Below are 21,044 nucleotides of genomic sequence, written 5' to 3'. Positions count from 1 at the left end.
GGATGCCGCGTTTGAGGGGGGCGGCAGCCTGAAGCTAACACGCCGTCGGCCGACAGGTGGCCAGGTCGCCAGGTCGGATCAATTGCCCCGCTCGGGCGCCGCAAGTTTTCAGGATCGACCCGGTACTTGCCCGGCGCCAGGCAAGATCGTGACCCTCCGAAACCGCACCAGGTCGCGCCCAGGGCCAGCGTGGCGAGCCCGGCCTCGGAGCTGAGCCGCCTCTCGACGGGAGGCAAAGTTTCCGGAAACATATCGGAAGCAACGGCACCAGCCTGCGGTACGCACGGTCGCGTACGGGGTTTCGGGGTGCCGGTACAAGCGACAGGAGGCTGCCATGAGCAGCGATCCCCGGGCCGACAACGGCCACCGCACCCTGACGGCGGCCCCGCTGGCACCCTGGCAGGACCCGTCCCGACCGATCGACGTACGGGTCGCCGACCTACTCGGCCGACTGTCGCTCGAGGAGAAGGTCGCCCAGCTCTACGGCGTATGGGTGGGCGCGGACGCGACCGGCGAGGACATGGCCCCGCACCAGCACGAGATGGTGGACGAGATCCCGGACTGGCGGGAACTGATCCGGGCTGGCCTGGGCCAGCTCACCCGGCCGTTCGGCACGGCACCGGTCGACCCGGCGCTCGGCGCCCGCGCGCTGGCCCGGATGCAGGCCGAGATCGTCGCGGCGAACCGGTTCGGCATCCCGGCGATCGCCCACGAGGAGTGCCTCTCCGGCTTCATGACCTGGGGCGCCACCGTCTACCCGACCCCGCTGGCCTGGGGCGCGACCTTCCACCCCGAACTGGTCGAGCGGATGGCCGGTCAGATCGGCGCCGCGCTGCGCCAGGTCGGCGTACACCAGGGGTTGGCGCCGGTGCTCGACGTGACCCGCGACCCACGGTGGGGACGGACCGAGGAGACGATCGGCGAGGACCCGTACCTGGTCGGCACCGTGGGCACCGCGTACGTGCGCGGGCTCCAGGCCGCCGGGGTGGTCGCCACCCTGAAGCACTTCGCGGGTTACTCCGCCTCCCGGGCCGGCCGCAACTTCGGCCCGGTCGCGGTCGGCCCACGGGAGTTCGCCGACGTGCTGCTCCCGCCGTTCGAGATGGCCGTACGCGACGGCGGCGCCGGCTCCGTCATGCACTCGTACGCCGAGGTCGACGGCGTCCCCGCCGCCGCCGACGAGCGTCTCCTCACCGACCTGCTGCGCGACCGCTGGGGCTTCACCGGGACCGTGGTCGCCGACTACTTCGGCATCGCCTTCCTCCAGTCGCTGCACCACGTGGCCGGTTCCCCGGTCGAGGCGGCCCGACTGGCGCTCACCGCCGGGGTCGACGTCGAACTGCCGGCCGTACGCTGCTTCGGCCCCGGGCTGCTCGCCTCGGTCCGCGACGGCACGGTCCCGCAGTCCCTGGTCGACCGCGCCGCGACCCGGGTGCTGCGGCAGAAGTTCGCGCTCGGACTGCTCGACCCGGACTGGCAGCCCCGGCCGCCGGCCCTGGCCGGCGCGGCGGACGACCCGGCGGGGCTGGAGGGGACCGTCGACCTCGACCCGCCGGCCAACCGGGCGGTGGCCCGGCAGGTCGCCGAGGAGTCGGTGGTGCTGCTGGCCAACACCGGCGGTGCGCTGCCCCTGCCGCCAGACTCCCGGATCGCGCTGGTCGGGCCGCTGGCCGACGACGTCACCGGGTTGCTCGGCTGCTACACCTTCCCGAGCCACGTGGGTGGCCAGCACCCGGGGGTGCCCGCCGGGGTGGAGATGGCGACCGTGCTCGGCGCGCTCCGCGCCGAACTGCCCCAGGCCAGAGTGGAGCATGCCGCCGGCTGCGCCGTCGACGGCACCGACCGGTCCGGTATCGCCGACGCGGTGGCGGTGGCTGCCGACGCCGACGTCTGTGTCGTGGTGCTCGGCGACCGGGCCGGACTCTTCGGCCACGGCACCTCCGGTGAGGGCTCGGACGCGGCCGACCTGAACCTGCCCGGGGTGCAGCGGGAACTGTTGACCGCGCTGGTCGACAGTGGGACCCCGGTGGTGCTGGTGCTGCTCTCCGGGCGTCCGTACGCGATCGGCGAGTGGGCGGACCGGCTCGCCGCGACGGTGCAGGCGTTCTTCCCCGGTGAGGAGGGCGGGCCGGCGGTGGCCGGCGTGCTCGGCGGGCGGGTCTGCCCGTCCGGTCGGCTCCCGGTCAGCGTGCCCCGTGATCCCGGTGGTCAGCCGGCCGGTTACCTGGCTCCGGCACTGGGCCGCCGGACCGAGGTGAGCAACGTGGACCCGACGGCACGGTACCCGTTCGGGCACGGGCTCTCCTACACCAGCTTCGACTGGCGCGACGTGCTGGTGCAGGGCACCGAGCCGGTGGCGGGGCGGAGCACCGAGGTCGGCACCGACGGCACGGTGAGCGTGTCGGTCTCCGTACGCAACGGCGGCGACCGGGACGGGACCGAGGTGGTGCAGCTCTACCTGCACGACCCGGTGGCCCAGGTGACCCGACCGGTGGTCCGGCTGATCGGGTACGCCCGGGTGCCGCTGGCCGTCGGCGAGTCCCGGCGGGTCACCTTCCGGGTGCACGCCGACCTGACCTCGTTCACCGGGCGGCACGGCCACCGGGTGGTGGAACCGGGCGACCTCGAACTGCGGCTCTCCGCCTCCAGCGCCGACCACCGGTACGTCGTCCCGGTGCAGCTGACCGGCGCCGAGCGCACGGTCGACCACCGTCGACGGCTGACCCCGGAGGTCACCGTCTCGTGAGCCGTGGCGGCAGGCGTGGTCAGGGGATGATCGGCTGTAGGTCCTTGGGCATCGTCGACCGTACGTCGTCCCACTCGCCCGGGGCGATGTGCCGTCGCAGGGCGTCGAGCACGGTCTGGACCACGCCCTCCGCGCCGCCGTCGACCTCGTACGGGAAGCCCTGACGGACCTCGTAGAGGAAGTCGTCCCGGTTGAGTTTGACCGGCACGTCGGCCGGTTCCCAGCCCTCGAAGTAGATCCCGCGCACCAGGATCGGGAGTTGGGCCGCGAACTGCACGCTCTCCTGCACCGGAAGGCGGTCGCGGAGCAGTTGCAGCACCGTGCGCAGCGCAGCGTACGACTGGTTGCGGCGCTGCTTGGGCCAGCCGTACGCCTGCTCGATGTCCTTCAGGATGAGGTTGGTCTTCTCGATCGACGCCTCGAAGGCCGAGTACGGACTGTTCGCCACCGCTGTTCCCCCATCCCGGGATCCGCCGGCCGCTCCGGCCGGTCATCTCCCCCACGCTCCACCGGTCCCGGGTGAGCCGGCCTCATCCGGGACGGGTGAGGCCGGCTCTCGGGTCCCGGTCATCACCTGCGAAAACACGGCGGAGTCCGGGTGGAGCGCAGAGGATGGTGCCCTGGAGCAGACCCCGACCCTGGTGCTCGTGCACGGGGCGTGGCACGGTCCGTGGTGCTGGGACCGGTTGCGCTCGGAGCTGGACGACGTGGACGTCCGTACGGTCGCCCAGCCGGGCACCGGACCGGATCCGGACGTCCTCGGCGACCTGTACGACGACGCCGCCGCCGTCCGGTCGACGGTGGCCGCGATCGACGGCCCGGTGGTGGTGTGCGCGCACAGCTACGGTGGCTCCCCGGCCAGCGAGGGCGTGGCCGGGGTGACCAACGTCCGACGCCTGGTCTTCGTGGCCGCCTGTGTGCCCGAGATCGGTGAGTCCGTGCTGGATCTGGCCGGCAACGAGTGGCCACCGGTGTGGGAGGTGCACGAGTCCCGGGGGTACGCGGACGTCCGGGACCCGCTGGCGACGCTCTACCAGGACGTGGACCCGGCCATCGCCGAGTCGGCCGCCGTGCGGCTGCGTCACCAGTCACTCACCTCGCTGACCCAGCCGAACCGCCAGGCCGGCTGGCACGACGTGCCCAGCAGTTACCTGGTGCTCGAGGAGGACGCGACGTTTCCGGTGCCGTTGCAGGAGTTGCTGGCCGGACGGGTGGGGTCGAGCCGGCGGCTCGACAGTGGGCACTCACCGTTCTTCTCCCGCCCGGCCGAACTGGCCCGGCTGCTACGCGAGGAGTTGGACCAGGCGTCTACCCGAGAGTTGGACCAGGCGTCTACCCGAGAGTTGGACCAGGCGTCCGGGCCGGACTCGACCGGCCGGTAGGTCGTCAGGCGGCACGCCGCTCGCGCGACTGCTTGCAGGTGACGCAGGTGGTGGCGGAGGGGAAGATCTCCAGCCGTTCCACCGGGATCGGCGCGGCGCAACCCTCGCACCAGCCGTAGGCGCCCTCGGCCAGGCGGGACAGGGCGTGTTCGTACTGCGCCCGGCGGTCCAGGATGGTACGCAGCAACGACTGCGCGGTGTCCCGCTCGGCGGTCTTGGTGCCGCTGTCGGCCTGGTCGTCACCGGCGGTGTCACCGACCTCCACCAGCCGCAGCACCTGGCTTTGCAGTACGGCGTCGTCGTACTCCCCGGTCAACTCGTCGTACCGAGCCTCCAGCGTGTGCCGGATCAGGTCGATGTCCGCCTGGGAACGGGCCGTGCCGACCGCATCGTTGACGTCGACCGCATCGTTGACGAGCATGCGTTGCCCTGCCTCTCCGTGACGGCGGTGGACTCGCTGCCTGGACCCCGGTTGGTCCGGCGCGGTCCACCGTGACCGGGCGCATACCCGTACCGGGCGGTGGCCAAACCGACGATTTTCACCGATGGGAGATCCGGCTCCGCCGATGGGGGGTTCGGGGGTTCAGGCCCGTTCGTCCGGTTCGACCAGGGCCGGGTGGCGCGGGTCGTCCATCCGCACCACCACGTCGGCGAAGGTCGCCGGGGCCACCTCGTCGGCGTACCGGGCGAAGGCCGGCAGGGTCCACGCGTCGGCCGGGTCGGTCCGCCGGGCGAGCGCGGCCGGCGACAGGGCAAGGTGGACGGTGAGGTCGAAGGGCAGTCCGCCGCCGAGCAGGAAGGTGCCGCTGACCAGCAGCACCGCGCCGGCTGGCAGGTCGACGTAGTCGGCCCGGCTGGACCGGTCGGTGCGCGCGTTCCACAGCGTCGGCAGGATGCGCCCGGTCGCCACGGCCGGTTCCAGCACCTCGCGCCGCAGCCCGGCCTCGTCGAGCCAGTCGGTGTAGAAGGCGTCCGGACTGGTCCGCCCGAACTCGTAGCGCAGCGAGGCTGGGCGGAGGAAGTCGGTGGTACGGATCGGCAGGGCCGGACGCCCGCGTACGCGCAACGGGTCGACCAGGGCGTCGGCGAGCCGCTCGGGAGACGCGGCGGCGGGGCCGTCGACGGCGACCCGCAGCGACGCTCCGGCCCGCTCGTCGGCGAGCCGGTCGGCCAGTTCCTGGACCAGCGACTCGAAACTGATCGGGCGGATCTTCACCCGGTCCATCCTGCCCGACGGGTCAGCCGGCCTGGTCGATGGTGACGACGGCGTCGTCGGCGAGTCGGTAGCCCACCCCGTAGACCGTGGTGACCAGGGGGACGTCCGCGCCGACCTTGCCGCGCAGCCGGCGTACGTGTACGTCGACCGTGCGGACCCCGGTGTGTTCGTAGCCCCAGACCGCGGCGAGCAGTTGCAGCCGGGTGAAGACCCGGCGCGGGTGTTCCACCAGGTGCAGCAGCAGGTCGAACTCCAGCCGGGTCAGCGGCAGCGGCTGGTCGTCGAGCAGCACCGAGCGCGAGGCGGCGAGGATCCGGAGTCCGGGTGTGCCCGTGCCGTCCCCGACTGCCGCCGGCACCGAGGGGTCGGCGTCCGGCACGGGCTGCGGGTGTTCCGTGGTGGGCTGGCCGGAAGAATTGCGTACGGGTGGCTGGTCGACCCAGACCACCGACCGCAGCGAGCCGGAGTCGGCCGGACGCCGGTCGACGGTCGGCGCGTGGGTCACCGTGGCCTGTCCCTGCTCGAGCAGCTCGCGGGCGACGTCGATCAGGCGTTGGGCCGACGGGGTCAGCGCCTCCTCACCGCTGAGCGGAATGGACAGTGTGACGGTCAGCGCGGGCGTCCCGCCGCCGGCCGGGCGGCGTTGGGCAACCGGCGGCCGGCCGGGCCCCGTTGGCTGGGACGTGTGCCATCCGGCACGCGACGAGGCGGGACTGACCGACATGGTCCTCCTTGGCTGGTGAGGGAGATCCCCTCGGCCCGAGGTACGGGCACGCTCGATGTTTCCGGCCACCAGGGCAAGGGTCAAGGGGCCACTACGTTGCATGAATGTGACAATTGACGCACAGATCGGAATCGAGCGCTCGCTCTGCGTACCAGATCTTGGGAAATCGTGAGGATCGGTACACGATGATCGAATGCAGGGAGTACTGGCGGGTTTCACCGTCATCTGGGCGGTCACCCTCGCCGGTTATCTGATCGGCCGGACCGGGCTGCTCGGCGCCGACGGTACGACCGTGCTGGCCCGGCTCGCCTTCTTCGTCGCCGCCCCGGCGCTGCTCTTCACCACGCTCGCCGAATCCTCGGTCGCCGAGGTGTTCACCCCGGCACTGGCCGCGTTCGTGCTCAGTACGGTGCTGGTCGCGCTCGTCTACCTCGCGCTGGCCCGGTGGGTGTGGCGACAACCGGCCGGCGAGGCGACGGTCGGCGCGCTCGGCGCCTCGTACGTCAACGCGGCCAATCTCGGCCTGCCGGTGGCCGCGTACGTCCTCGGCGACCCGTCCTTCGTGGCCCCGGTGCTGCTGTTCCAGGTGCTGCTCGCCTCGCCGCTCGCGCTCGCCGTGCTCGACGTCACCACCACCGGACACCGGCCGTCGCCCCGGCGGCTGGCCCTGCTGCCGGCCCGCAACCCGATCATGCTCGGCTGCGCCGCCGGGCTGGCCGTCTCCGTCGGCGGGCAACCACTGCCCGAGACGGTGATGCGCCCGTTCGAACTGGTCGGTTCGGCCGCCGTACCACTGGCCCTGATCGCCCTCGGCATGTCGCTGCACGGCAGCCGCCCACTGGGCGCCGGCCCGGAGGCGGGCCGGCGGTACACCGCCGTCGGGCTCAAGGTGCTGGCACAGCCGGCGCTGGCCTACCTGATCGGACGGTACGCGCTCGGCCTCACCGGACCCGCGCTGCTGGCCGCGGTGGTCACCTCGGCCCTACCCACGGCGCAGAACGTCTTTGTCTTCGCCACCCGGTACCAGCGGGGCGAGTCGCTGGCCCGGGACACGGTCGTCCTCTCCACCCTCGCCGCAGCGGTCACGCTCGCCGGGATCGCCACCTGGCTCGGCTGACGTCCCCGGCCGCCGGAACCGCTCAGGCGTTGCGGTCGATGCTGATCCTGGCCTCGTCGGCCAGCCGGTAACCCACGCCGTAGACGGTGGTCACCACCGGCAGGGTCTCGCCCAGCTTGGCCCGCAGCCGGCGTACGTGCACGTCGACGGTGCGTGCCACGGCGTGCTCGTAGCCCCAGACACTGTTGAGCAACTGGAGGCGGGTGAAGACCCGGCGAGGGTGTTCGGCGAGGAAGAAGAGCAGGTCGTACTCCAGCCGGGTCAACGGGATCGACCGGCGGTCACGCAGCACGGTCCGCGATCCGGCCAGGATGCGCAGCGGTCCGGCGATGCCGGCAGCCTGTCCGCCGCCGCCCTCTCCCACGTCCCCGGTGAACTCCCCCGGAACACCGGCGAGGTCTCCGGCCGACTCCGACCCGAGAACCGACGGGCCGCCGGCCGGGCCAACCACCGACACGTCGCGGTCACCCTGGGCGACCAGCTCACGGACCAGTTCCAGCAGGCGCGTCGCCTGCGGGGTGAGGGCGTCACCGGTGTCCAGGGTGATGTCGACGGTGACGGTGAGGGTGGCCGGGGCGTGCTCCGGGGCGGCCCGGCGGCGGGCCAGGGTCGACCGGAGCGAGCCGCTCGGCGACGGGTAGGCGCGCGGGCTGATCGCGATGACCGACATGGGGTGCCTCCTAGCGATGGGTGTTCCGTGCCGACCCGTGCGGGATGGCGCGCGGGTCAGGTGTACGCCCGGCCGGCGGTCGCCGGGGGCGCGGTGGTCAGGTGGGCGTAGACATCGGACGGTCCGAACGCCGGCAGCCCGGCGAGCCGCCACGCGGCGAACCCACCCGCGATGTCGGTGGCCAGGTGCAGGCCGAGATCCTGTAGTGCGGCCGCGGCCAGGGAGGAGGTGTAACCCTCCTGGCAGAAGACCACGACGGGCAGGTCGAACCGGTCGGCGACGGGCAGCCGGGCCGGGCTGCGGGGGTCGAACCGCCACTCCAGGACGTTGCGCTCGATCACCAGCGCGCCGGGGATCGAGCCGGTCGCGGCCCGTTGCGCGGCCGGCCGGATGTCGACCAGCAGCGCGCCCTCCCGGTACGCGAGATGCGCCGGCTCCGGGTCGAGCCGGTGCAGCCGCAGCCGGGCGGCTTCGAGGATCTCGTCGATCCCACGGGACCCGGCCGGGGGCACGGTGTCCGGACAGCTCTGCGCGCGGTGTCCCGCCCCGACGAGGGTCACCAGGCCACCCCCGCCTCTGCGACCTCGGCCACCCGCAGCGTGCCGCGGTCGAGTTCGTACCGGGTCATCCGCAGCAGCGCGGGCAGGTAGACGTGCACGCTGACGGCGGGGACGTCACCGGTGTTGCTGACCCGGTGGACGTGTCGCGGGCCGAACTGACGGCCGGAACCGGCGCGGAGCACGTGCGGCCGGAGTCCTCCGCCGACGACGATCTCCTCGGTGAGCCCGCCCGAGGCGACCACGAAGGCGCCGGAGGAACCACCGTGGTCGTGCAGGTCGGTCGTCTGGCCGGGCAACCAGGTGAGCAGCCAGACCTCGTGCTCGTCGTCGCGGGCGATCCGGGCGTACCAGCGCTGGACCGGGTCGAACCGCACCGGCACCGGCCAGGAGGCGGGATCCGTCGCGTGGCGACGGGCAATGGTGAGCAGGTCAGCGGAGTTGATGGTCATCGTCATTCCTCGTCGAAGCGATCGTCCAGTGGGACCAGCCTAGACGGTAAAACCTATCGGATTAATAGGTAATCCCTGTTGTCTCGAATGCTGGAACCCGGGCATGTGCTTGAATGTGTTGGGAGCACCGGGCCGTCACACCTCTCACCGCGCACCGTGACAGGAGACGACCATGCTCCGTAAACCCCTCGGCCCGGCCGTGCTCGCCGCCCTGGCCGCACTGCTCGGGGTCGTGATCGCGACACCACACGTCCCCGCCTCGTCCGCCCCCGTCAGCGCACTCGCCCCGGTCAGGATCATGCCGCTCGGCGACTCGATCACCGGCTCACCGGGCTGCTGGCGCTCGACCCTCTGGAACAGGCTCCAGAACACCGGCTACCCCAACATCGACTTCGTCGGCACACTCGGGCCGCAGGGCTGCGGGCAGCCGTACGACGGGGACAACGAGGGCCACGGCGGGTTCCTGGTGACCAATGTGGCCAACCAGAACCAGCTACCCGGGTGGCTCTCCGCGACCCGCCCGGACATCGTGCTGATGCACTTCGGCACGAACGACGTCTGGAGCAACATCGCGCCGGCGACCATCCTCACCGCGTACGGCAAGCTGGTCGACCAGATGCGGGCCAGCAACCCGGCGACGAAGGTGCTGGTCGCGAAGATCATCCCGATGGCGCCGAGCAGTTGCGGCGAGTGCGGCCAACGGGTCGTCGCGTTGAACAACGCCATCCCGGCCTGGGCCGCCGCGAAGACCACCGCCCAGTCGCCGGTCACGGTGGTGGACCAGTGGACCGGGTTCAGCACGAGCGGCGACACCTACGACGGGGTGCACCCGAACGCCTCGGGCGACCAGAAGATGTCCGACCGCTGGTATCCCGCGCTGACCACCGCCCTCGGCGGGGTGACACCGACGACGAGTCCCACGGTCGGTCCGACACCGACGGCGAGCCCGACCCCGACCCGTACGCCGACCACCCGGCCGCCGACCACTCCCCCACGGACGACCGCCCCACCGGCCGGCGGCTGCACGGCCACCTACCAGGTGATCGGCCAGTGGCAGGGCGGCTTCCAGGCCGAGGTGACGATCCGCAACGGGGGCACCGGAACCCTGGCCGGCTGGACCGCCACCTGGTCCTTCGGCGCCGGGCAACAGGTGTCCCAGTCGTGGAACGCAACACTGACCCAGACCGGGACGAACGTCTCCGCGCGCAACGTCGGCTGGAACGGCAACCTGGCCCCCGGCGGCACCGCCACGTTCGGCTTCCTGGCGAACTGGAACGGCTCCAACCCGGTGCCGACGGTCACCTGCACCGCCTGACCCCGACCCGGCGCCAACCGCGGCGCACGAGGAAAGCGGCCCGGACCCCGACGGTCCGGGCCGTCCCGCGCCAGGGCGACCGGCGTACGTCCGACGGCGGCCCGGCCCCAGTTCACCCCAAGCGTCTGTTCACACCGCGCGCGTTCGTTCACACCACGCGTCGGCGTTGACGTCGACGTCGACGCTCGACCAGCCAGAGCGCCAACAGGGGTGGCACCGTGAAGGCCCCCAACAGGACGGTGCCGGCCACTGTTCCGTCACGCCAGAGCAGGTCGGCCGCGAAGAGGAGCAGACTCGTCGGTACGGCCAGCGTGGCAACCGCCGACAGCTCGACGACCCCTTCCCAACCCGTACGCCGCCGCCTCTTCACCAGGTCCACACCTTCCGGCCAAGCCGATCGAGGTGCCAAAGTTAGACCATCACCGCACTACCCGCGTCACCCGAGCTTCGGCTACCGAGGCTGACCTACGTACGTTCCGCGCTGAGGCACGGTGTAGACCAGACCACGCTCACGCAGCAGAGCCACAGCTCGACGCGCCGTCCCACGGGCAATGCCGAACTCCTGGACGATCGCTGTCTCGCTCGGGATCGGACGGTGCGCCGCGAGTTCTCCGCTGGAAATGCGAGCGGCCAGCACATCCGCCACCTGCCGATAGACCGGCACCGGGCCGTCTGGATCGATCATGCGTTGGACGTTAGTTGATCACGAATGACGACAGTCTTTCAAGTACGTCTCTAGACGTACATGCTCGTACACACGTAACCTCCGATGAGTGCTCGTGGCCGATCGGCAACGGACGCGATCACGACGGGAAGGCGCCCCGGCTACGCGACTGGTCTCCGTGGCCGGGGCCTGCCACTTCGGGAGGAACCCATGGCGATGGACGACGGACCGCCCACCCCCGCGGTCGTACTCTGGGCGTCGAAACGGGTGATCACCCAGCATTCGTCGGTCAACGGACCGGACCGGACGCCCCGCACCTGCAAGCAGTGCCGCGATGACGGCTGCGACCTGCTGGCGTGGGCGATCGGCAACGTGAAGGCGAACCGTCAGGCCGGCAACCGGCCCGACCACTACACGAGACCGCGATGAGCCTGCCCGTCGCAAGTCCCCCACCCACCCACCTCAAGCCTTCGATCACGAAGTTGTCGCAGTCCCCGGTGCCGAACGGGTGCGATAACCTCATGATCAACGGGGCAGGGGGGACGGGCAGGGGTGACGGGGCAGGGTTCGGGCGGGCAACGGGGCGTACGAGCGGTCGGGCCCGACCTCCGTCAGCGGAGGTCGGGCCCGACCGTGTGGAGCGGTTACCCGGAGTGGGCGCTGGTCACCAGGACCAGTACTCCGGCTGGGTCTGCGGGTTGAACTCCTTGTAGGTGTTCAGCTTCGCGGTCCAGGTGCGCCAGTCGTTCAGGTCCAGCACATCCAGGCCCTTCTGGATGTCGTTCGAGTAGATGTAGCCGTTGTAGTAGTACGTCGACCACGGTCCACCCGTGACGAGGCGGGTGTCCGACAGCGGACCCCGCTCCCAGTAGGCGATCTCCTTCGGGTTGGCCGAGTCGGTGAAGTCGAACACCGAGACGCCGCCCTGGTACCACGCCTGCACCATGATGTCGCGGCCGAGGACCGGGATCAGCGAGCCGTTGTGGGCCACGCAGTTCTCGAAGTCCGTGTTGGTCCGCGGAATCTTGTAGTAGCTACGGAACACCAGGGTGCGGGCGTCGCCGCGACCACGGATGTCGTAGATACCGTCGGCACCACGGGTGGCGCCGATCGTCGGGTTGCAGGTCGGCGCGCCGCCGCCACCGAGCTCGTCGGTGAAGACGATCTTGGTGCCCTCGTTGTTGAAGGTGGCGGAGTGCCAGAACGAGAAGTTGGTGGTGTCCCGCACCGAGCTGATGACGCGGGGCGCTTCCCGGTTCTTGATGTCGAACAGCACACCGTCGCCCATGCAGGCACCCGCGGCGAGGTCCTTGTCCGCGAAGACGGTGATGTCGTGGCAGCCGGTGGTGCTGGAGCTGCCGTTGCCACCCGGGTTACCGCCCTCCGGGAAGAGCACCGGCGCGGCCACCACGGCGGCCTGGGTCGGCTTCTTCACCGGGACCTTGATGATGGAGATCAGGTCGTGCGGCGGCTGGCAGTCCGGGAAGGTGGCGTTCGGGCTGTACGAGGAGACGTACAGGTAGACCGACTTCTTGTCCTTGCTCGGCACCAGGGTGTGGGTGTGCGACCCGCACTTGGTCTCGACGGACTTGACGTACCGGGGGTTCTTCTTGTCCTTGATGTCGAAGATCTTGATGCCCTCCCAGGAGGCGGGGTTGGCCGCCGTCTGGGACGTGCTCGCGCACGAGTCGTCGCTGCGGGACGAGTCGGTCGACAGGAACAACAGGTCACCGTAGACGGTGATGTCGTTCTGCGAACCGGTGCAGAGCACCTGGGAGACGACCTTCGGCGACCGCGGGTTCTTGATGTCGAAGATGACGAACCCGTCGTAGTTGCCCGAGAAGGCGTAGTTGCCCGAGAAGGCGAGGTCGCTGTTGAGAGCGGCCTCGGTGTTGAACGGGCCCACCTTCGGTACATTGGCGATCTGTCGCAGGTTCGGGCTGCTCGAGATCTCGTCGACGCCGGGTACGGCGTCCACTGTGGCCGGCGTGTTGGCCGGCTCGGCCGCGCTGCTGGGCGGAGCGGTGGCAACGCCGAGCACGAGCAGGGCGCTCGCGGCGATCCCGACGATCCGGATTCGCCGGGTCCCTGGTGGAGAGAGGTTGAACATCTGGCGGCACCCTTCGAAAGGGGTTATCGATCTCTCAGACCTTACCTAACCCATCAATTCATCGATGTGATAGATATCACATCGAGGAACTTGTACGCCACCTGGCTATGATCCAGCACGATCTTGATTGAGGAGGCCAGATGACCGGAGCGACCCGACGACGGTACGTGCTCGTCGCCCTTGTGGCACTGGTGCTCGTGGCCGGCGTGGCAGCTATCCGCCTGACATCCGGTCACGATACGTCCAGAGCGGACAGTGCGTCGACCGGTGCGAGCGCCACCCCCGTTCCGTCGGCCCCCGGCGACGGTGGCGGCGAGCAGGCGCCGGTCATCAGACCCGGCCGCCCCGGCGAGTCCGCCTCGATGGCGGCGCCCGGTGAGCAGGTCGCACCGAACCCGCCCCGCCACAACGCGCTGGACGCGGAGTACATCCGGATGATGATCCCGCACCACTCCCAGGCGTTGCTGATGACCGAACTCGTACCCGACCGGGCCAGCGACCCACGGATCAAGGTGCTGGCCGGACGGATCAAGGACACCCAGGGCCCGGAGATCCTGCGGATGCGCGGCTGGCTCGAATCGCGCGGCCTGGACCCGGACGAGGACAAGCGGCGCGGTCACGACCACGGCACGATGGCCGGCATGCAGAGCCCGGAGGCGATCGCCCGGCTCACCGCCGCCCGGGGGGTCGAGTTCGACCGACTCTTCATCGAGATGATGACCAACCACCACCAGGGCGCGATCGACATGTCCGTGGCGCTGCTCAAGGTCGGTGTCGACCTCATCGTCGAGGAGATCGCCACCGCCGTCGCCTCCGAGCAGGGCATCGAGATCAGCCGGATGCGCGACCTGCTGCCGAAGTAACCCCAACGGGTACGCGGTTGACGTTTCGACGTGCGCAGGACGGGTAGCCCGCCGGCCATGACGACGCCGCAGACGCCAGACGCCGTGCTGGTCGGTGGGCCCCGGGACGGCACGCTCTTCACCGCCGACGACGCCTCCAGCGTCGAGCTGGAAATCGACGGGCTGGTCCAGCGCTACCTGCGCACCGATCGGGAGCAGGAGCACCAGGGCAGCCGGCTGGTGGTGTTCGCGTACGACGGTGTCACCGACGCGGCCGGCACCCAGGCCGAGGTCGAGGCGAGCGACCAGGTATACAGGGCGGGTGGATGACCCCGTACGCGCGCGAATGCGGACCGCCGCGACGAACCTGATCGGTGCGCTGCCCACTCCGGTGCGGGACCTCGCCGTCCGGCCCTTCGAGGCCGAGGCGGACCGGCGCTGGATCGAGTACCGTCCCCGACCCCGACCCGGCGTCTGCCTCGCCGACCTCGACCGGACCGCGCGGAAAGCCGCCCACCGGCTGCTGGCGACCGCGCTGAGCCCGCACGCGTACGCCCAGGCGATGACCGTCGTGGCACTGGAGGAGGTGCTCGACCGGCAGGAGGGGTGGCGTCGGGGTCGCGACAGTGCCGACTACTGGGTGACCGTCTTCGGCGATCCGGAACGGGACGACCGCTGGTCCTGGCGGTTCGAGGGGCACCACCTGTCGGTGAGCATGACCATCCGGGACGGAGAGGTCTTCCCGACCCCGCTCTTCCTCGGCGCGAACCCGGCCCGGGTCGACTACGCCGGCCGAGCGGTCAGCCGCCCGCTGGCACCCGAGGAGGACCTGGGCCGGGCGCTGCTGGACGCGATCGGTCCCGCCGGTCGGGCCGCCGCGATCGTCTCCGACGAGGCACCCGACGACATCCGCAGCGGCACCTCTCCCCTGGCCGAGGCCCGGATCGAACCGCTCGGGCTGGACGCGACCACGCTCGGGCCCTCCGCGCGGGCGGCGTTGGACCACCTGGTCGCCCTCTACCTGGACCGGTTGCCGGCCGAGTTGGCCGCGCGCGAGGCGTCCCGGGTGCACGGCGGTGACCTGCACTTCGCCTGGCAGGGGCCGACCGGGCCGGGGCAGCGGCACTACTACCGGATCCAGGGCGACGACCTGCTGATCGAGTACGACAACACCAGCGACGACGGGAACCACGCGCACACCGTGCTCCGCCGCCCGCACAGCGACTTCGGCGACGACGTACTGGCCGCCCACCGGGCCGCTGTCCGACACTGACCCGACCGCCGGCCGCTCTGGCCGAGCGGGGCTACGGTGCCGGTTCGAAGCCGGGACGGAGCGCGTCCAGGGTGCCCGGCTCGCCCTGCGGCCGGTCGAAGCGCCGGACCAGCCAACTGCCCAGCCAGACGCCGACCGCCCCGACGACCAGCGCCAACAGCTCCACGGCGACCAGGACCCCGGTGACGCCCCGGTCAGGCGTACCGGAACGGACCAGGCAGACGAAGACGAACAGCACGGCCATCGCGGTGTTCACCAGGTGGAAGGTGACCGCCGTGCGGCGGGTGCCGCCGTCCGGTACGTCCCACAGGTCGATCATCCCGGCCCCGCCGGTGAGCGCGGCGGCCACCAGACCGGCCACCACCGTCCAGTAGCCGACCTCGCCGAGGAACTCCGGTCCGCCCGCAAGATCGGTCAGGTCGAAGACCACGACGCTGACGAACAATCCGAACGGGAACGTGACCAGCATCGGCTGGATCGGGTGCCCGTGCACCCGCAGACGGCTCTCCATGGCGGCGACCTCCCCGGCCGGCTGTTCATCGACTACCGTCAGGCCCTATCCGAACCGTAGCCTGTCGAACCACCATTCCGACACGGCGCGTATCCCGATCCGGCGCGATCAGCGAGATTCCCGGCGTGCCGGCCGGGGCGCGCCGTCCGGCTGACGGGAGCGCGCCCGGCCGAGGGGTCACGCCGTACGGGTCCGGGCCACCGAGCGGACGAGCCGGTCGGCCACCTCCCGCAGCGGAATGGACAGTGCCGTCGCGGTCCGGCGGAGCACCTGCAACGCCTCCGGCGCCGAGCAGCCGCGCTCGGTCATGATCACCGCGATCGCCTGGCCGACCAGCTCGCCGTCGGCCAGGGTCCGGTCCAACTCGCCGACCAGCGCGTGCTGCCGGACCCGGTCCCGGACCGAGGCGAGCAGCAGTCCGGCGTGCTCGGCCAGCAGCATGGCGGTGACCTGCCGGTGCTCGGTGAGCGCCTGCGGCTCCCGGGCGTAGAGGTTGATCGCGCCGAGCACGTGGTCGTCGACGTCCACCGGTGCGGAGATCACCGCCCGTACGCCGAGCGCCCGCGCCCGCCGGGTCCACGCCGGCCATCGCGACTCGGTCCGCAGGTCGGAGACGTGCACCAGGTCCCGGCTGCGGATCGCGGTCATCGCCGGGCCGTCCGGGCCGTACTGGATGTCGTCCAGGGCTCGGGCACCCGGGTCGGAGGCGACCACCGCGGCCGGGGCACCGGCCCGCAGTACGGTCACCGCGCACCAGGTCACCCCGGGGATGGCCCGTTGGCTGGTTCGGACCAGCCGGTCCAGGGCGTCGTCGAAGTCGTTGCTCGCGATCAGCCCGGCGGTCAGTTCGCGCAACAGGGCGGCGGTCTCCAGTACGCCCAGGCTCTCGGTGGGGTGCGCCGCCCGGATCTCGAGGCTCACCGGGCCGGTGCCCAGGCCACCACCGCGTGCCGTGCGGCACGCCCAGCTCGTACGCTCGCCTCGGTCATGTCTCGCCCTTCCCCAGCCTGATCGGACCCGCCCTACTACCCGGGTGGGCTGGCGGTCAAACCGGGAAACGCACAGGCCACGGGGGTCGGTATCCGACCCGCCGAAACGGTTTGGCGCCGGTCCGGCGGGTCGTCGAGACGCTCCGCCGAACCGGCGCCAAGGGTCAGCGGGAGGCGGCCGTGAGGCGGCGGCCGACCGCCGCGATCAGCCGGTCCAGCTCCGAACCGAACGGGTTGTCGTGGACGAGGTAGGTCCAGGTAGCGCTCGGGCGGACCAGCTCCGCCTCGTCCGGCTGCCAGTCGTCGCCGATCTCGGCCTCCTCGAACGTCGCCACGGTCCGCGTCTCGACCTCCGGCACCAGGGCGGTGAAGGCCGGCACCGCCGCCCGGTGGAACTCGTCCAACGGGTCGAGCCGGCCGAGGGCGCGCAGGTGCACACCCTCCCGGACCTCGGAGAGCTCGGCCAGGTGCTCGGCCCAGAGCCGGTCGAGATGGTAGAGCGCGATCGACCGGGCGGCCCGGGACAGCACCTCCGGGTCGACCTCCTCGGTCTTCTCCGGGAACCGCTTCTTCAGCATCTCGGCGGCGACATCGCTGGTCAGCAGGCGTTCCCGGCGCTCGGCGAGGGCCTTGCGCTGCTGCTCGATCACCACGCTGTAGCGCCAGGTGTTGCGGTGGATCTCGTGGTTGACGCCCTCCGCGACCCGCTGGGCGTGCTCGACCGCGAAATCGACCTGTTCGTCCTTGACCACGCCGTCGAGGTTCATCTTCGGCGACGGCGGGATCGCGTCCGAGGCGTGCCGCAGCACCAGCTCGTCCTCCAGGCTGACGAAGAAGGCCGAGCGACCAGGGTCGCCCTGCCGGCCGGCCCGGCCACGCAACTGGTCGTCGACCCGCCGGCTGTCGTGCCGGCCGCTGCCGATCACGTACAGGCCGCCGAGTTCGGCGACCCGGTCCCGGTCGGACTGGTCGCTGCCACCGAGTCGGATGTCGACGCCACGACCGGCCATCTGGGTCGAGACGGTCACCGCCCCGTACGCGCCGGCCTCGGCGATGATCGCCGCCTCTTCGGCGTCGTTCTTCGCGTTCAGCACCAGACAGGGCACGTCGGCGGCGAGCAGGGCCTTGGCCAGCCCCTCGGACTCCTTCACGTCCAGGGTGCCGACCAGCACCGGGCGGCCCGACTCGTGGCTGGACTTGATCTCCGCGACCAGGGCCTCCTCCTTCTCGGCCCGGGTCGCGTAGATGCGGTCCGGCTCGTCCACCCGGACGCAGGGGGTGTTCGGCGGGATCACCGCGACCTCGAGCGAGAAGAACTCCCGCAACTGGTCCCCGACCAGCACCGCCGTGGCGGTCATGCCGCAGACCGTCGGGTAGAGGGCGACGTACGCCTGGACGGTGATGGTGCCGAGCACCTCGCCCTCGGCGGTGGCGGTCAGCCCCTCCTTCGCCTCGACCGCGGCCTGGAGGCCGTCGGGCCAGCGGCGGCGCTGGGCGACCCGGCCGCGCATCTCGTCGATCAGCTCCACCGCCCCGTCGCGGACGATGTAGTCGACGTCGCGGTGCAGCAGGGCGTGCGCGTGCAGGGCCACGTTGACGGCGGAGAGCTGTTCCATGTTCTCGTCGGCGTAGAGGTTGACCCCCTCCAGCTTCGACTCGATCACGGCCAGGCCGGTGTTGGTGAAGGCCACGCTGCGGCCGTCGTCGGCCACCTCGTAGTCCTCCCCGGCCCGCAGCCCCCGGACCAGCGAGGCGGCGGTGGTGACCGGGTCCTGCTCGCTGGCGACGGCGCCGGCCAGCACCATCGGCACCCGGGCCTCGTCGATCAGGATCGAGTCGGCCTCGTCGACGATCGCGGTGGTGAGGGTCGGCTGCACCCGGTCGGCCACGTCGGTGACGAGCTGGTCACGCAGGTAGTCGAAGCCGGCCTCGCTGACCGAGACGTAGGTGACGTCGCAGGCGTACGCCGCCCGGCGCTCCTCCGGGGTGGACGCCTCGGTCACCCAGCCGACGGTCAGGCCGAGCAGCTTGTAGATCGGCTCCATCCACTCGGCGTCCCGGCGGGCCAGGTAGTCGTTGACGGTCAGCACGTGCACCGGGCCGTTACCGCGCCGGACGTGCCCGTACGCGGCGATCGTGGCGGTCAGGGTCTTGCCCTCACCGGTGGCCATTTCCGCGACCTTGCCGGCGAGCAGCGACATCGCGCCGAGGAGCTGGACATCGTACGGCCGTTGGTCGATCCCGCGTCGGGACGCCTCGCGGCCGACCGCGCAGATCTCGGTGAAGTCCTCGGCCTTGCCGGCCGCCTCGGTCAGCGCGGCGTCGTCGAGGGCGGCCAGATCCTCCTCGCGGGCCTCGATCGCGGGCAACAGCTTCTCCAGCGGCGCCAGATCCACCGTGCTGCCCGGCCGCTGCAAGAAACGCCGGAACCTGCTCTTCAACCGTTGCGACACACCCATGAGCGGCAACGGTAGCCGACCGGGGCGCGATTGTGCGGCCCGGCAGGCCGCGCTGCGGTGGCCGGCTGGAAAGGCCCTGGTAAACGACGCGACCGGCGGGCGACCATCCCCGGCCCGCAGGGATGCCGGCCCGGCCGACGAGGACGACGGCTCAGCCGACGAGGAGTTGGTGCGCGGCGAGTTCCCGGTAGAGCGGGCTGGTCCGGGTCAGTTCCACGTGCGGACCGACCGCCACCACCCGACCGGAGTCGAGCACCACGATCTGGTCCGCGTCGACCACCGTCGCCAGCCGGTGCGCGACGATCAGCAGCGTCCGGTCGGCGGCGACCGTGTCGATCGCCCGGCGCAGCGCCGCCTCGCTGCGCGCGTCAAGATTGCTGGTCGGCTCGTCGAGCAGCAGGATCGGCGGGTTGGCCAGCAGCGTACGGGCGATCGCCAGGCGCTGGCGCTCGCCGCCGGAGAGCAGCACCCCGCCCTCGCCCACCTGGGCGTCCAGCCCGAGCGGGGTCCGCTCGACCAGCCGGGTCAGGTTGACCTCGTCGAGTACGGCGAGCAGCCGCCCCTCGGTCGCGCCGGGCGCGGCCAGCAGCAGGTTCTCGCGCAGCGTGCCGGCCAGCACCGGCGCCTCCTGCTCGACGTAGCCGAGTTGGGCCCGCAGCACCTGCCGGGGCAGGTCCCGGATCTCGACACCGCCGACCCGCAGGCTGCCGCCGGTCGGCTCGTAGAAGCGCTCGACCAGGGCCAGCAGGGTCGACTTGCCGGCCCCGCTCGGGCCGACCAGCGCGGTCCGGGCGCCGTACGGGACGGCGAAACTCACCTCGTGCAGCACCGGTCCGGTATCGGCGTAACCGAAGTCGACCCGGTCGAACTCGACCGCCGCCGCACCCGGCCGCCAGCCGATCGGCGTATCGGGCCGGGTCGGCGAGCGCGGCGGCTCGGGCGGCGACCGGTCGTGCGCGCCCTCGACCGGCAGGTCGAGCATCTCCTCGATCCGCTGGAGCGCACCGAGCCCGGTCTGCAACTGGGTGTAGGCGTTCAACGCCTGCCCGAGGGGGATCACCAGGAAGAACAGGAACATGATGAAGGCAACCAGGTCGCCGACCGTGATCGCGCCGGTCGCCACCCGGGCCCCGCCCACCCCGAGCACCACCAGGAACGCACCCTGGACGGCGGTGGTGCTGACCGGTCCGATCAGCGCCTGCAACCGGGCCACCCGCAGTCCGGCGTCGTACGCCTGGCGGGCCGCCGTACCGACCCCGGTGGTCTCGCGCTCCTCGGCCCGACTGGCCCGGATGGTCCGGGCGGCGGAGATCGCCCGTTCCACCGCCGAGGTCATCTCACCGACCCGTGCCTGCGCCTGTTCGGAGAGGCCGCGTACCCGGCGGGCGAAGACCACCGCCACGCCCAGGCCGGCCGCCACCCCGCCCAGGGTGACACCGAACAGGAGCGGGTCGAGCAGGACCATCGCGGTGCCGGCGCCGAGGACCATGGCGAAGCCGGTGACCGTCTCGAACAGCCCCGAGGTCACCACCGCCCGGAGCAGGGTGGTGTCGGCGCCGACCCGGGAGAGCAGGTCGCCGGTGCGACGCTGGTCGTACTCGACGATCGGCAGCCGGAGCAGGTGGCCGGCGAGCCGGCGACGGGTGCCCAGCACCACCCCCTCGGCGGTGCGCTGGAGCAGGTAGTCGCGTACGCCGTCGAGGGCCGCGCCGACCACGAGCAGGCCGACCAGCAGACCGACCAGCCCGGTCACCGGCTGGGACGCGCCGATCGCGTCCAGCACCTCCCGGGTGAGCAGCGGCTGGACCAGGGCGGCACCGGCACCGGCCAGCGAGAGCACGGCGACGACGAGCAGCGTGCCACGGTGCGCCCGGAGGTACGGCAGCAGCGCCGGCAGGCCGACCCGCCGGGTGGTGGGGGGTGCGGTCATGTCCTCACCGTAACCGGGCCACCACGGGCCGCCGCCCGTGCCACGCGCGGCGTCGCCGAGCCCGGCGCCGACAGCCGGCCGCAGCGC

22 protein-coding genes are annotated in these 21,044 nt (G+C 71.6%); 8 read left to right on the top strand and 14 right to left on the bottom strand.

Annotated features, from left to right (window positions below):
• Positions 1–334 precede the first annotated feature (334 nt).
• Entirely contained in the window at positions 335–2,746 is a 2,412-nt protein-coding gene (locus ACI2K4_RS33080; RefSeq protein ID WP_404517048.1) for a glycoside hydrolase family 3 N-terminal domain-containing protein, read from the top strand.
• Between the two features lie 19 nt (positions 2,747–2,765).
• Here ACI2K4_RS33080 and ACI2K4_RS33075 read toward each other — a convergent pair whose 3' ends face one another.
• Complete coding sequence (locus ACI2K4_RS33075) at positions 2,766–3,194, bottom strand: DUF2267 domain-containing protein (RefSeq protein WP_404517046.1); 429 nt, start codon at positions 3,192–3,194, stop codon at positions 2,766–2,768.
• Positions 3,195–3,393: 199 nt separating this feature from the next.
• Between ACI2K4_RS33075 and ACI2K4_RS33070 the strand changes: the two genes are divergently transcribed.
• Positions 3,394–4,128, top strand: a complete 735-nt coding sequence (locus ACI2K4_RS33070; protein ID WP_404517044.1) for an alpha/beta hydrolase — start codon at positions 3,394–3,396, stop codon at positions 4,126–4,128.
• 4 nt (positions 4,129–4,132) lie between these two features.
• Here the strand turns inward: ACI2K4_RS33070 and ACI2K4_RS33065 are convergent, their stop codons facing one another.
• The 3 genes from ACI2K4_RS33065 to ACI2K4_RS33055 all read right to left on the bottom strand — a co-directional run bounded on the left by ACI2K4_RS33065 (position 4,133) and on the right by ACI2K4_RS33055 (position 6,068).
• A complete protein-coding gene (locus tag ACI2K4_RS33065; protein WP_404517043.1) occupies positions 4,133–4,549 on the bottom strand; it encodes a TraR/DksA family transcriptional regulator in 417 nt (138 codons plus the stop codon).
• Positions 4,550–4,711: 162 nt separating this feature from the next.
• Entirely contained in the window at positions 4,712–5,344 is a 633-nt protein-coding gene (locus tag ACI2K4_RS33060) for a uridine kinase (RefSeq protein ID WP_404517041.1), read from the bottom strand.
• Positions 5,345–5,366: 22 nt separating this feature from the next.
• Entirely contained in the window at positions 5,367–6,068 is a 702-nt protein-coding gene (locus ACI2K4_RS33055) for a winged helix-turn-helix domain-containing protein (RefSeq protein ID WP_404517039.1), read from the bottom strand.
• 193 nt (positions 6,069–6,261) lie between these two features.
• Between ACI2K4_RS33055 and ACI2K4_RS33050 the strand changes: the two genes are divergently transcribed.
• Positions 6,262–7,185, top strand: coding sequence for an AEC family transporter (locus ACI2K4_RS33050; protein WP_404517038.1), 924 nt, complete (start codon positions 6,262–6,264; stop codon positions 7,183–7,185).
• Between the two features lie 22 nt (positions 7,186–7,207).
• Here ACI2K4_RS33050 and ACI2K4_RS33045 read toward each other — a convergent pair whose 3' ends face one another.
• From ACI2K4_RS33045 to ACI2K4_RS33035, 3 genes are read right to left on the bottom strand one after another with little or no spacing between them, the layout of a single operon-like run.
• Positions 7,208–7,855 (bottom strand): winged helix-turn-helix domain-containing protein, encoded by a 648-nt coding sequence (locus tag ACI2K4_RS33045; protein ID WP_404517036.1) that lies wholly within the window; start codon positions 7,853–7,855, stop codon positions 7,208–7,210.
• Positions 7,856–7,911: 56 nt separating this feature from the next.
• A complete protein-coding gene (locus tag ACI2K4_RS33040) occupies positions 7,912–8,367 on the bottom strand; it encodes a rhodanese-like domain-containing protein (protein WP_404517156.1) in 456 nt (151 codons plus the stop codon).
• A gap of 44 nt (positions 8,368–8,411) precedes the next feature.
• Positions 8,412–8,864 (bottom strand): cysteine dioxygenase, encoded by a 453-nt coding sequence (locus ACI2K4_RS33035; protein WP_404517034.1) that lies wholly within the window; start codon positions 8,862–8,864, stop codon positions 8,412–8,414.
• Positions 8,865–9,036: 172 nt separating this feature from the next.
• Between ACI2K4_RS33035 and ACI2K4_RS33030 the strand changes: the two genes are divergently transcribed.
• Complete coding sequence (locus ACI2K4_RS33030; RefSeq protein ID WP_404517033.1) at positions 9,037–10,179, top strand: cellulose binding domain-containing protein; 1,143 nt, start codon at positions 9,037–9,039, stop codon at positions 10,177–10,179.
• Between the two features lie 148 nt (positions 10,180–10,327).
• Here ACI2K4_RS33030 and ACI2K4_RS33025 read toward each other — a convergent pair whose 3' ends face one another.
• Together ACI2K4_RS33025 and ACI2K4_RS33020 are read right to left on the bottom strand one after the other, a co-directional pair.
• A complete protein-coding gene (locus tag ACI2K4_RS33025; RefSeq protein WP_404517032.1) occupies positions 10,328–10,549 on the bottom strand; it encodes a hypothetical protein in 222 nt (73 codons plus the stop codon).
• Between the two features lie 81 nt (positions 10,550–10,630).
• Complete coding sequence (locus ACI2K4_RS33020; RefSeq protein WP_404517030.1) at positions 10,631–10,864, bottom strand: GntR family transcriptional regulator; 234 nt, start codon at positions 10,862–10,864, stop codon at positions 10,631–10,633.
• A 189-nt stretch (positions 10,865–11,053) separates the two neighbouring features.
• Between ACI2K4_RS33020 and ACI2K4_RS33015 the strand changes: the two genes are divergently transcribed.
• Positions 11,054–11,272, top strand: a complete 219-nt coding sequence (locus tag ACI2K4_RS33015; protein WP_404517028.1) for a hypothetical protein — start codon at positions 11,054–11,056, stop codon at positions 11,270–11,272.
• A gap of 235 nt (positions 11,273–11,507) precedes the next feature.
• On the opposite strand, the gene ACI2K4_RS33010 is transcribed toward ACI2K4_RS33015, so the two are convergent.
• Positions 11,508–12,953, bottom strand: coding sequence for an LVIVD repeat-containing protein (locus tag ACI2K4_RS33010; RefSeq protein WP_404517027.1), 1,446 nt, complete (start codon positions 12,951–12,953; stop codon positions 11,508–11,510).
• 140 nt (positions 12,954–13,093) lie between these two features.
• Between ACI2K4_RS33010 and ACI2K4_RS33005 the strand changes: the two genes are divergently transcribed.
• The 3 genes from ACI2K4_RS33005 to ACI2K4_RS32995 are packed head-to-tail and all read left to right on the top strand — an operon-like array spanning position 13,094 to position 15,068.
• Positions 13,094–13,816, top strand: coding sequence for a DUF305 domain-containing protein (locus tag ACI2K4_RS33005; protein ID WP_404517026.1), 723 nt, complete (start codon positions 13,094–13,096; stop codon positions 13,814–13,816).
• A gap of 57 nt (positions 13,817–13,873) precedes the next feature.
• Positions 13,874–14,125, top strand: a complete 252-nt coding sequence (locus tag ACI2K4_RS33000; RefSeq protein WP_404517025.1) for a hypothetical protein — start codon at positions 13,874–13,876, stop codon at positions 14,123–14,125.
• A 16-nt stretch (positions 14,126–14,141) separates the two neighbouring features.
• Entirely contained in the window at positions 14,142–15,068 is a 927-nt protein-coding gene (locus tag ACI2K4_RS32995; protein WP_404517155.1) for a DUF3500 domain-containing protein, read from the top strand.
• A 31-nt stretch (positions 15,069–15,099) separates the two neighbouring features.
• On the opposite strand, the gene ACI2K4_RS32990 is transcribed toward ACI2K4_RS32995, so the two are convergent.
• The 4 genes from ACI2K4_RS32990 to ACI2K4_RS32975 all read right to left on the bottom strand — a co-directional run bounded on the left by ACI2K4_RS32990 (position 15,100) and on the right by ACI2K4_RS32975 (position 20,957).
• Positions 15,100–15,579, bottom strand: coding sequence for a DUF2231 domain-containing protein (locus tag ACI2K4_RS32990; protein WP_404517024.1), 480 nt, complete (start codon positions 15,577–15,579; stop codon positions 15,100–15,102).
• A 177-nt stretch (positions 15,580–15,756) separates the two neighbouring features.
• On the bottom strand, positions 15,757–16,500 hold the full coding sequence (locus ACI2K4_RS32985) for an ANTAR domain-containing protein (RefSeq protein WP_404517023.1): 744 nt from the start codon (positions 16,498–16,500) through the stop codon (positions 15,757–15,759).
• Positions 16,501–16,732: 232 nt separating this feature from the next.
• Positions 16,733–19,027: an accessory Sec system translocase SecA2 gene (secA2, locus tag ACI2K4_RS32980; RefSeq protein ID WP_404517021.1), complete on the bottom strand. Its 2,295-nt coding sequence runs from the start codon at positions 19,025–19,027 to the stop codon at positions 16,733–16,735.
• 151 nt (positions 19,028–19,178) lie between these two features.
• Positions 19,179–20,957 (bottom strand): ABC transporter ATP-binding protein, encoded by a 1,779-nt coding sequence (locus ACI2K4_RS32975; protein WP_404517020.1) that lies wholly within the window; start codon positions 20,955–20,957, stop codon positions 19,179–19,181.
• Positions 20,958–21,044 lie beyond the last annotated feature (87 nt).

It is taken from the genome of Micromonospora sp. NPDC050397 (assembly GCF_044901685.1).
Taxonomy (GTDB): Bacteria; Actinomycetota; Actinomycetes; order Mycobacteriales; family Micromonosporaceae; genus Micromonospora_G.
The sequence above is the reverse complement of the archived record's forward strand: the minus strand, read 5'-3'. Positions and strand labels throughout refer to the sequence as shown.